Origin of the sequence: Streptomyces niveiscabiei (genome assembly GCF_001419795.1) — a bacterium.
Lineage (GTDB): Bacteria > Actinomycetota > Actinomycetes > Streptomycetales > Streptomycetaceae > Streptomyces > Streptomyces niveiscabiei.
This window is the reverse complement of record NZ_LIRL01000541.1, coordinates 1-10,148: the sequence shown is the minus strand read 5'-3', so window position 1 is coordinate 10,148 and position 10,148 is coordinate 1. Positions and strand designations below refer to the sequence as shown.

10 protein-coding genes and 1 rRNA gene are annotated in these 10,148 nt (G+C 69.3%); all 11 read left to right on the top strand.

All coding sequences use genetic code 11. The annotated features are described in order from the left end of the window. Positions 1-108 precede the first annotated feature (108 nt). Positions 109-225: ribosomal RNA gene (gene rrf / locus AOK24_RS25590) — 5S ribosomal RNA — on the top strand. A gap of 110 nt (positions 226-335) precedes the next feature. Further along, on the top strand, positions 336-944 hold the full coding sequence (gene clsA, locus AOK24_RS25585; protein ID WP_010350767.1) for a cardiolipin synthase ClsA: 609 nt from the start codon (positions 336-338) through the stop codon (positions 942-944). A gap of 112 nt (positions 945-1,056) precedes the next feature. Next, the gene (locus tag AOK24_RS25580) at positions 1,057-3,552 is read left to right on the top strand and encodes a mannose-1-phosphate guanyltransferase (protein WP_055722424.1); all 2,496 of its coding nucleotides are present in this window, start codon (positions 1,057-1,059) and stop codon (positions 3,550-3,552) included. Between the two features lie 164 nt (positions 3,553-3,716). Continuing rightward, complete coding sequence (locus AOK24_RS25575) at positions 3,717-4,553, top strand: DUF881 domain-containing protein (protein ID WP_055722422.1); 837 nt, start codon at positions 3,717-3,719, stop codon at positions 4,551-4,553. Continuing rightward, a complete protein-coding gene (locus tag AOK24_RS25570) occupies positions 4,550-4,882 on the top strand; it encodes a small basic family protein (RefSeq protein WP_003977440.1) in 333 nt (110 codons plus the stop codon). The genes AOK24_RS25575 and AOK24_RS25570 overlap by 4 nt, the downstream gene beginning before the upstream one ends. Positions 4,883-4,887: 5 nt before the next feature. After that, positions 4,888-5,718 (top strand): DUF881 domain-containing protein, encoded by an 831-nt coding sequence (locus AOK24_RS25565; protein ID WP_055722423.1) that lies wholly within the window; start codon positions 4,888-4,890, stop codon positions 5,716-5,718. Positions 5,719-5,800: 82 nt separating this feature from the next. Then, positions 5,801-6,682, top strand: coding sequence for an FHA domain-containing protein (locus AOK24_RS46340; protein WP_079056988.1), 882 nt, complete (start codon positions 5,801-5,803; stop codon positions 6,680-6,682). A 40-nt stretch (positions 6,683-6,722) separates the two neighbouring features. Next, entirely contained in the window at positions 6,723-7,460 is a 738-nt protein-coding gene (ftsR, locus tag AOK24_RS25555; protein ID WP_055722420.1) for a transcriptional regulator FtsR, read from the top strand. Between the two features lie 83 nt (positions 7,461-7,543). Further along, on the top strand, positions 7,544-8,017 hold the full coding sequence (locus AOK24_RS25550; RefSeq protein WP_004934251.1) for a bifunctional nuclease family protein: 474 nt from the start codon (positions 7,544-7,546) through the stop codon (positions 8,015-8,017). A gap of 234 nt (positions 8,018-8,251) precedes the next feature. Then, positions 8,252-8,899 (top strand): MerR family transcriptional regulator, encoded by a 648-nt coding sequence (locus AOK24_RS25545; RefSeq protein ID WP_075661834.1) that lies wholly within the window; start codon positions 8,252-8,254, stop codon positions 8,897-8,899. A 59-nt stretch (positions 8,900-8,958) separates the two neighbouring features. Continuing rightward, a partial coding sequence (locus tag AOK24_RS25540) for a DNA polymerase IV (protein WP_055722419.1) occupies positions 8,959-10,148 on the top strand: 1,190 nt, incomplete at its 3' end.

Sequence of the window (10,148 nt, the reverse complement as noted above, 5' to 3'; positions counted from 1 at the left end):
TAATAGGCCGAGGGCTTGTCCTCAGTTGCTCGCGTCCACTGTGTTGGTTCTGAAACCACGAACAACCCCGTATGGCCACATGCGGTGCGGTTGTCTGTTTCATAGTGTTTCGGTGGTTATAGCGTGAGGGAAACGCCCGGTTACATTCCGAACCCGGAAGCTAAGCCTTACAGCGCCGATGGTACTGCAGGGGGGACCCTGTGGGAGAGTAGGACGCCGCCGAACTCCTTTTAGAGCTCTGGCTCTTGGGCACACAAGCCCAAGAGCCAGAGCTTTTTTGCGTTGAGGTAGGGTCAAGGGGCATCGTTGGCTCATTTTCTACTGGAGGCCCCCGGGTGGAGGTCCAGGAGACCCGTGTCCAGACTGACCGGGTCCTCACCATCCCGAACATCCTCAGCATGGCGCGCCTCGTGGGCGTGCCGATCTTTCTGTGGCTGATTCTCAGGCCCGAGTTCGGGGGGCCGAAGAGCGACGGCTGGGCGTTTCTGGTGCTCGCGTTGAGCGGTATCAGTGACTACCTGGACGGCAAGCTCGCCCGGAAGTGGAACCAGATCAGCAGTCTCGGCCGGCTGCTCGATCCGGCGGCCGACCGGCTGTACATTCTCTCGACGCTCGTCGGCCTCACCTGGCGCGAGATTCTCCCGCTCTGGTTGACGGCTGTACTTCTCGCGCGAGAACTGGTCCTCCTGGTGATGGTGGGCATCCTCAGGCGGCACGGCTATCCGCCGCCGCAGGTGAACTTCCTCGGGAAGGCCGCGACCTTCAACTTGATGTACGCCTTCCCGTTGTTGCTGCTCAGTGACGGAAGCGGCTGGCTCGCGTCACTCGGCGCGATTTTCGGCTGGGCGTTCGCGGGGTGGGGTACAACGCTGTATTGGTGGGCAGGAGTTCTCTACGTGGTACAGGTCCGCCGTCTGATCCGTGCGGACGCCATGGCCGACTGAGCTCGCCGATGAGCGCCAGCAGTGCCTCGATGGCCCGCGGCGGAGAACTGCGGGACAATCTGGACGGGTGAAGTCGGTGGACCGTCGTTTCTTCAAGGAGGACGCTTCCGACATGAAGGCCGTCGTGATGGCCGGAGGTGAGGGCACACGCCTTCGCCCCATGACCTCAAGCATGCCCAAACCGCTCCTGCCGGTGGCCAACAGGCCGATCATGGAGCACGTTCTGCGGCTGCTCAAAAGGCATGGTCTCAACGAGACCGTCGTTACTGTCCAGTTCCTGGCATCGCTGGTCAAGAACTACTTCGGTGACGGCGAGGAGCTCGGAATGGAGCTCAGCTATGCCAACGAGGAGAAGCCACTCGGTACCGCCGGAAGCGTCAAGAACGCCGAAGAGGCGTTGAAGGACGATGCTTTCCTCGTCATCTCCGGCGATGCGCTGACCGACTTCGACCTCACCGACCTCATCGCTTTCCACAAGGAGAAGGGGGCGCTGGTCACGGTCTGTCTGACCAGGGTCCCCAACCCGCTGGAATTCGGCATCACGATCGTCGACGAGGAGGGCAAGGTCGAGCGGTTCCTCGAGAAGCCGACCTGGGGCCAGGTCTTCTCCGACACGGTGAACACCGGGATCTACGTCATGGAGCCCGAGGTCTTCGACTATGTCGAGGCCGATGTGCCGGTGGACTGGTCAGGTGACGTCTTCCCGCAGCTGATGAAGGAAGGCAAGCCGGTCTACGGCTATATCGCCGAGGGCTACTGGGAGGACGTAGGGACGCACGAGAGCTATGTGAAGGCCCAGGCCGACGTCCTCGAAGGCAAGGTCGACGTCGAGATCGACGGGTTCGAGATCTCGCCGGGCGTCTGGGTCGCCGAGGGCGCCGACGTACATCCCGACGCCGTGCTGCGGGGTCCGCTGTACATCGGGGACTACGCGAAGGTCGAGGCCGGGGCGGAGATCCGGGAGCATACGGTCGTCGGGTCGAACGTCGTCGTCAAGAGCGGGGCGTTTCTGCACAAGGCGGTCGTGCACGACAACGTGTACGTCGGGCAGCAGAGCAATCTGCGGGGCTGTGTCGTCGGGAAGAACACCGACATCATGCGGGCCGCGCGGATCGAGGACGGCGCGGTCATCGGGGACGAGTGCCTGATCGGCGAGGAGTCGATCGTCCAGGGGAACGTACGGGTCTATCCGTTCAAGACGATCGAGGCCGGCGCGTTCGTCAATACCTCGGTGATCTGGGAGTCGCGTGGTCAGGCGCATCTCTTCGGGGCCCGGGGGGTGTCGGGGATCCTGAACGTCGAGATCACCCCGGAGCTGGCCGTACGGCTGGCGGGGGCCTACGCGACGACCCTGAAGAAGGGGGCGACCGTCACCACGGCCCGTGATCACTCGCGCGGCGCGCGGGCGCTCAAGCGGGCGGTGATCTCCGCGTTGCAGGCGAGCGCCATCGACGTACGGGACCTGGAGAACGTACCGCTGCCCGTGGCGCGGCAGCAGACCGCTAGAGGGAGTGCGGGCGGGATCATGATCCGGACCTCGCCCGGGGTGCCGGATTCCGTGGACATCATGTTTTTCGATGGGCAGGGTGCCGATCTGTCGCAGGCCAGTCAGCGGAAGCTGGACCGGGTGTTCGCGCGGCAGGAGTACCGGCGGGCGTTCCCCGGGGAGATCGGGGATCTGCATTTTCCGGCGAGCGTGTTCGACTCGTACACGGGGTCGTTGCTGCGGAACGTCGACACGTCCGGGATCGCGGAGTCCGGGCTGAAGGTCGTCGTGGACGCGTCGAACGGGAGCGCCGGGCTCGTGTTGCCGAGTCTGCTCGGGAAGCTCGGGGTGGACTCGCTGACCGTCAATCCGGGGCTCGACGAGGCGCGGCCGACGGAGACGGGGGAGATGCGGCGGGGCGGGCTGGTGCGGCTCGGGGAGATCGTGGCGTCGTCGCGGGCCGCGTTCGGGGTGCGGTTCGACCCGGTCGGTGAGCGGCTGTCGCTCGTCGACGAGAAGGGGCGGATCATCGAGGACGACCGGGCGCTGCTGGTGATGCTCGACCTGGTGGCCGCCGAGCGGCGCAGCGGGCGGGTGGCGCTGCCGGTGACGACGACGCGGATCGCCGAGCAGGTCGCGGCGTACCACGGCACGCAGGTCGAGTGGACGACGACGTCGCCGGACGACCTGACGCGGGTCGGACGGGACGAGGCGACGATCTTCGGCGGGGACGGCAAGGGCGGGTTCATCGTCCCGGAGTTCAGCGGGGTGTTCGACGGGACCGCGGCCTTCGTACGGCTGATCGGGCTGGTCGCGCGGACGCAGTTGACGTTGAGTCAGATCGACGCGCGGATTCCGCGGGCGCACGTCCTGAAGCGCGATGTGGCGACCCCGTGGGCCGTCAAGGGGCTCGTGATGCGGCGGGTCGTCGAGGAGGCCGGAGAACGCTTCGTGGACACCACGGACGGCGTGCGGGTGGTCGAGACGGACGGGCGCTGGGTGATGGTGCTGCCCGATCCGGCCGAGGCGGTCACCCATCTGTGGGCCGAGGGCCCGGACGACGCCTCCGCGCAGGCCCTGCTGGACGAGTGGTCGTCGGTCGTGGACGGCGCCGGACGCTGAGCCGTACGCACACGCGTGCCGGACAAGTGTCCCCAAGGGGGCCTGTCCGGCACGCCGGTGGGGCCGTTCGGAAGCAGTGCCCGCGACGTGCGACGATGTGCGGCATGCCGCAGCAGCCCCCCGTTCGGAGCACACCCGCGCGCGCGTCGCGTCCGGACGCCTCCATGTCGCTGCTCACCAACGTCATGGACCACAGCCTCGACGAGGGCTACGCCGAGGCCGCCGCGCGCAGACGCGCCGAGGGGACGGGCGGCCTGCCCAAGACGCTGAAGGACAAACTCGGACTCGCCGGCGGGCTGGTGCTCGCGGCGCTCGTCGTGACCGTGGGCGCGGCACAGGCGCGGGTGTCGGCCCCGGTGGTGGCCAAGGAGCGCCAGGAGCTGATCGACCGGATCGACCGGGAGACGGAGGCCGCGGACAAGCTGGAGAAGACCGTGGACACCCTCCGGGACGAGGTGAGCGCCCGTCAGCGCCAGGCCCTGGAGAACAGCGGCGGCAGCGGCCGGGCGGACCTGGTGGGCATCCTGTCGGGGGCCGTCGCCGTACACGGTCCTGGTGTCAAGCTCGTCGTGGACGACGCCAAGGAGGCGACCACGGGTGGGGGCGCCGACCCGCGCGAGACGTCCGGTTTCTCGGACACGGGGCGGGTGCGTGACCGGGATCTCCAGCGTGTCGTCAACGGGATGTGGGAGTCCGGCGCGGAGGCCGTCTCCGTCAACGGGCAGCGGCTGACGGCGCTGTCGGCGATCAGGGCCGCCGGGGAGGCGATACTGGTCGACAACAAGCCGCTGGTGCCGCCGTACACGGTGCTCGCCGTGGGGGACGGGGACAAGCTGAGCACCCGGTTCCAGAACAGCGCGGACGGCCTGTATCTGAACGCTCTCCAGGAGAACTACGGCATTCGGACGGCCATCTCCACGGAGAAGGACCTGCGGCTTCCCGCGGCGCCGAGTGTGATCGTCCGAACCGCACAGCCGAGAAGTGAGAAGGGCACATCGTGATCGCCGTACTGGGCCTCGTCGTGGGAGTCGTGGCCGGCCTGTTGGTCCGGCCCGAGGTTCCGGCGGCCGTCGAGCCGTATCTGCCGATCGCCGTGGTGGCGGCGCTGGACGCCGTCTTCGGCGGGCTGCGGGCCATGCTCGACGGCATCTTCGACGACAAGGTCTTCGTGGTGTCGTTCCTGTCGAACGTGGTCGTCGCCGCGCTGATCGTGTTCCTGGGCGACAAGCTGGGCGTGGGCGCCCAGTTGTCGACGGGGGTCGTGGTGGTCCTCGGCATCCGGATCTTCTCGAACGCCGCGGCGATCCGCCGGCACGTCTTCCGGGCGTGACGCCGATGAGCCAGGAAGACCAGGAACCCGGCCACCGGCTGCGCAGGGAACTGCCGCAGGAGATCGAGGCGGCGCCCGCGCGCGAGGCCGATGAGTCGCCCGCCCAGCCGGAGGTGACCGGCCGTCAGCGCCTCGCGCAGGGGCTGTGGCCGCCCCGGGTGACGCGCGCTCAGCTGATCGTCGCCCTGCTGCTGTTCGGCCTCGGCTTCGGACTCGCCGTCCAGGTCGCCTCCAACAGCGACAGCGACAACGCGCTGCGCGGCGCGCGCCAGGAGGACCTCGTACGGATCCTCGATGAACTGGACGACCGCAGCCGGCGTCTTGAGGACGAGAAGACCGGGCTCGACAAGCAGCGTCAGGAGCTGGAGAACAGCTCCGACCAGGCCGAGGAGGCCCGGAAGCAGACGATCGAGAAGGAGAGGCAACTCGGCATCCTCGCGGGCACGGTGGCGGCCCAGGGGCCGGGTATCACGATGACCATCGACGACACGAAGGGGACGGTCGAGGCGGACATGCTGCTCGACGCGATCCAGGAGCTGCGCGCGGCCGGCGCGGAGGCGATCCAGGTGAACGGCGTACGCGTCGTCGCCGGGACGTATTTCACGGACGGCGACAACGGAGTGAGCGTGGACGGGAACCAGATCCGCACTCCGTATCGTTTCCAGGTCATCGGCAAGCCCGAGGATCTGGAACCGGCGCTCAACATCCCGGGAGGTGTGGTGCAGACCCTGGAGAAGGAGCAGGCCACGGTCACCGTGGAGCGATCCGACAAGATCGTCGTCGACGCCTTGCGGGCGGCGAAGCAGCCTGACTACGCTCGGTCGTCGGCCCGGTGAACCGGGGGTGCATGGGGGCCGTCCGGCAGGGGCATGAGGTTGCGGGGGGTCGGCGCACCGATCGGGTGGTCGGTGGTGGAAACTGTCTGGTGGATACGGACGTTGTGAAGGTGTCCGGGTCGGCCGGTGTATTGAGTCAGGGTTCGTCCTGCCCCACGGGCGGGTCTGTTTCGGTCAAGGGGAATCGCCCGTGAAGTTGTTTGCGAAGTTGTTCGGCAAGAGCGCGCGAGGAGAGGGCGGCGAGAACGCCACCGCCCGCCATCGCGCACAGCCAGGCGACGAGGGGCAGCGTCCGCTGTTCCGCGACCAGGTGGCTGGGGGTGACATTCCGGGAGGTCAGGGCGCGGCGTCTGTTGACCCTGCGCAGTCCGGCGACATAGGTTTCGGGCAACCGTCAGCCTCAAGTGCGGGTGGAGGGTTTTCCCCAATGTCGGCCCTGGTGTGTTCGAGGTGCGGTAACCGCAACGCGGAGAACAGCCGCTTCTGTTCCAACTGCGGCGCTCCGCTGCGTCCGGGCGTGACGCCCGAGCGCGCCTCGGAGACGACCTCCACCATCTCCATCTCGGGCCTGGAGGCGTACGACTCCGAGGTCACCGGCCAGACCGCGCTCCCGGCGCTGTCGCCCGAGGCGCAGGCCGCCGTCGAGGCGCTGCCGCTGGGCTCGGCCCTGCTGGTGGTCCGCCGGGGTCCCAACTCGGGCAGCCGCTTCCTGCTGGACGGCGACCTGACGACGGCCGGCCGTCACCCGCAGAGCGACATCTTCCTCGACGACGTGACGGTCTCGCGCCGCCACGTGGAGTTCCGGCGCGGTCCGGACGGCTCGTTCAAGGTCGCTGACGTCGGCAGTCTCAACGGCACCTACGTCAACCGCGAGCGGATCGACGAGGTCGCGCTGAACAACGGCGACGAGGTGCAGATCGGCAAGTACCGCCTGGTCTTCTACGCGAGCCAGCGCGGCTACTGACCCGCCCCGGACTCGTCCGGGGTTCTCCCAGGGAAGGTCCATGCTGAGAACACCGAGGGGCGGTGCCGGAGACGGCACCGCCGCCACGGAGGCCGGGCCGATGAGCATCGGCGCCGTGCTGAACGTGCTGCGGGACGAATTCCCCGAAGTCACCGTCTCCAAGATCCGCTTCCTGGAGTCGGAAGGGCTCGTCGAGCCCGAGCGGACCCCCTCGGGGTACCGCAAGTTCAGTCCGCGGGACGTCGAGCGGCTCGCTCGCATCCTGCGGCTCCAGCGGGACCACTACCTGCCGCTCAAGGTCATCCGGGAGCACCTGGAGGCCCTGGAGCGCGGCGAGGCCGTCCCCCTGCCGACCGTGGGCAGGCAGCGGGACGGCGAACCCGTCCCCGACCCCGGTGACACCCCCACCGTCGCCCGCATCGGCCGCGCCGAGCTGCTGGCCGCCGCCGGCATCGACGAGCGCGAACTCGCCGAGTGGGAGTCCTACGGCCTCGTCGTCCCCCTGGAGGACGGCGTGTACGACGCCGAGGCGGCCACCGTCGCCGCGCTCGTCGTGGAACTCGGGCGCTTCGGGATCGAGCCGCGACACCTTCGGGTGATGAAGGCGGCGGCGGATCGCGAGGCCGGGCTCGTCGACCAGGTCGTCGCCCCGCTGAAGCTCCACCGCAACCCGCAGACGCGGGCCCTCGCCCAGGCCCGTACCAAGGAGCTCGCCTCTCTCACGGTCCGGCTGCACTCCGCGCTGGTGCAGACCGCGCTCGGGGTGCGGCTGCCCTGACACGGGCGTTCGCCCTCGGCGGATCGGCCGTCCAGCAGGGGCCCGACTACCCAAACGTCCCGGGCACGGCCTAGGGTTGCTGTGTGAACGAGCTCGATGTCGTAGGTGTCCGGGTCGAAATGCCCTCCAACCAACCGATCGTGCTCCTGCGCGAAGTGGGAGGCGACCGCTACCTCCCCATCTGGATCGGACCGGGGGAGGCGACCGCGATCGCCTTCGCCCAGCAGGGCATGGCCCCCGCCCGGCCGCTCACCCACGACCTGTTCAAGGACGTGCTGGAGGCCGTCGGCCAGGAGCTGACCGAAGTGCGCATCACCGACCTCAGGGAAGGCGTCTTCTACGCCGAGCTGGTCTTCGCCAGCGGTGTCGAGGTCAGCGCCCGCCCGTCCGACGCCATAGCGCTCGCCCTGCGCACCGGCACGCCGATCTACGGCAGCGACACGGTGCTCGACGACGCGGGCATCGCCATCCCGGACGAGCAGGAGGACGAGGTGGAGAAGTTCCGCGAGTTCCTCGACCAGATCTCACCCGAGGACTTCGGCACCAGCAACCAGTGACGCGCGCGCCGGACACCCGTCGGTGACGATGGCGTCTCGGTTCGGCAATTGCCAGCGGCCAGTGAGAGCGTCCTACGGCATCGTCTCAGCGCATTCGGCTAGCCTTTCCCCGCGGTGGGGCACGGGAAACCACTCCCAGGGTGATTATCACTCGGCGTGCCGAGTGTGGCGATCGTTGACGCACCCCAGGTGACTGCCTACCGTCGAGAAGGCAGGTCAAGGACGGAGGTCGGCGTGAGAAGCAGCGGCGACGGTACGGCTGGGGGTGCCCCCGGACGAGGGTTCGGGGGAAATGGCCCGTACCGGCTTCACGGCAGCGCGGCCGATCACGCTCCTCAGCGCCCGGCGGCCGTGCCGAGCAGCAGCAAGGGGGCGGCGGCGATGGCGTCCGAGGAGATCGGCTACCGAGGTCCGACGGCGTGTGCCGCCGCCGGTATCACCTACCGGCAACTGGACTACTGGGCGCGCACCGGGCTCGTCGAGCCCAGCGTGCGGCCCGCCCACGGGTCGGGCACGCAGCGCCTCTACAGCTTCCGGGACGTTGTCGTCCTGAAGATCGTGAAGCGCTTCCTCGACACCGGCGTGTCCCTCCAGAACATCCGCGGCGCGGTGCTGCATCTGAGGGAACAGGGCTTCCGTGACCTGGAGCGCATGACCCTCATGAGCGACGGCGCGACGGTGTACGAGTGCACCTCGCCGGACGAGGTCCACGCGCTGCTCCAGGGCGGCCAGGGCGTCTTCGGGATCGCCGTCGGCGTGGTCTGGCGGGACGTGGAGGGCGCGCTGTCGCAGCTGCACGGCGAGCGTGTCGACACCGGCGAGACCCTGGTCGGGCACAACCCGGCGGACGAGCTGGCGCGGCGGCGGCACAAGGCGGTCTGAGGGCGCTCTCGGGCGCGTGTTCGGGCCCGTTGTCAGTGGCGTGGTGCAGCATCGGAGATGTGAGAAACGCGCCGACCGTCCTGCACCTCGACATGGACGCCTTCTACGCCTCGGTGGAGCAGGCGGCCAAGCCGAGTCTGCGCGGGAAGGCGGTCGTCGTCGGCGGGCTCGGGCCGCGCGGGGTGGTGGCGACCGCGTCGTACGAGGCCCGGGTGTTCGGGGTGCACTCGGCGATGCCCATGGCGCAGGCGCGCAGGCTCGCGCCCAACGCGGCGTACCTCGTGCCGCGGTTCGGGGTCTACCGGGCGATCAGCGAGCAGGTGATGGGGCTGCTGCGGGCGCTGTCGCCGCTGGTGGAGCCGCTCAGCCTGGACGAGGCGTTCGTGGACCTGGAGGCCGAGGGGGCGGCCTGGGACAGCGCGTCGGCGCGGGAGACGGGCAGCAGGCTGCGGGCGGACATACGGGCCGTCACGGGGCTCACGGGGTCGGTGGGGCTCGCCGCGTCCAAGATGCTCGCGAAGATCGCCTCCGAGCGGGCCAAGCCGGACGGCCTGCTGCTCATCGAGCCGGGTACGGAACGCGCGCTGCTCGGGCCGATGCCGGTGCGGACGCTGCCCGGGGTCGGCCCGGCCACCGGCGACCATCTGCGCCGGGCCGGGATCACCACGGTCGACGAGATCGCCGAGGCCGGCGAGGACGAACTCGTCCGGCTGCTCGGCAAGGCGCACGGCCAGGGGCTGTACGCGATGGCGCTCGCGCGCGACGACCGGGCGGTGGTCGCCGAGCGGGAGACCAAGTCGGTGTCCGTGGAGGACACGTACGACGTGGACATCCACGACCGGCTGCGGGTCGGGTTCGAGGTGCGGCGGCTCGCGGACCGGTGCGTGCAGCGGCTGCGGGAGGCCCGGCTGTCGGGGCGGACCATCGTGCTGAAGGTGCGCCGGTACGACTTCTCGACGCTCACCCGGTCCGAGACCCTGCGCGGGCCCACCGACGATCCGGCGGTCGTGCGGGAGGCCGCGGCGCGGCTGCTGGAGTCCGTGGACACGACCGGCGGGGTGCGGCTGCTCGGGGTCGGGGTGTCGGGGCTCGCCGACTTCACGCAGGAGGACCTGTTCGCGCAGGCCGCTGAGGAGGTGCGGGACGCGGAGGAGGTGCCGGAGACACCGGGGGAGGCGGTGGTCGAGGCGGTGCCTGTCGAGCATCGGTGGCGGCCGGGGCAGGATGTGCGGCACGCCGGGTACGGGCA

Bases quoted from the DNA above. Each gene is read 5' to 3' on its own strand.
- AOK24_RS25565 (WP_055722423.1), top strand. From the start codon at position 4,888: ATGAGCCAGGAAGACCAGGAACCCGGCCACCGGCTGCGCAGGGAACTG.
- ftsR (WP_055722420.1), top strand. From the start codon at position 6,723: ATGCTGAGAACACCGAGGGGCGGTGCCGGAGACGGCACCGCCGCCACG.
- AOK24_RS25580 (WP_055722424.1), top strand. From the start codon at position 1,057: ATGAAGGCCGTCGTGATGGCCGGAGGTGAGGGCACACGCCTTCGCCCC.
- AOK24_RS25575 (WP_055722422.1), top strand. From the start codon at position 3,717: ATGTCGCTGCTCACCAACGTCATGGACCACAGCCTCGACGAGGGCTAC.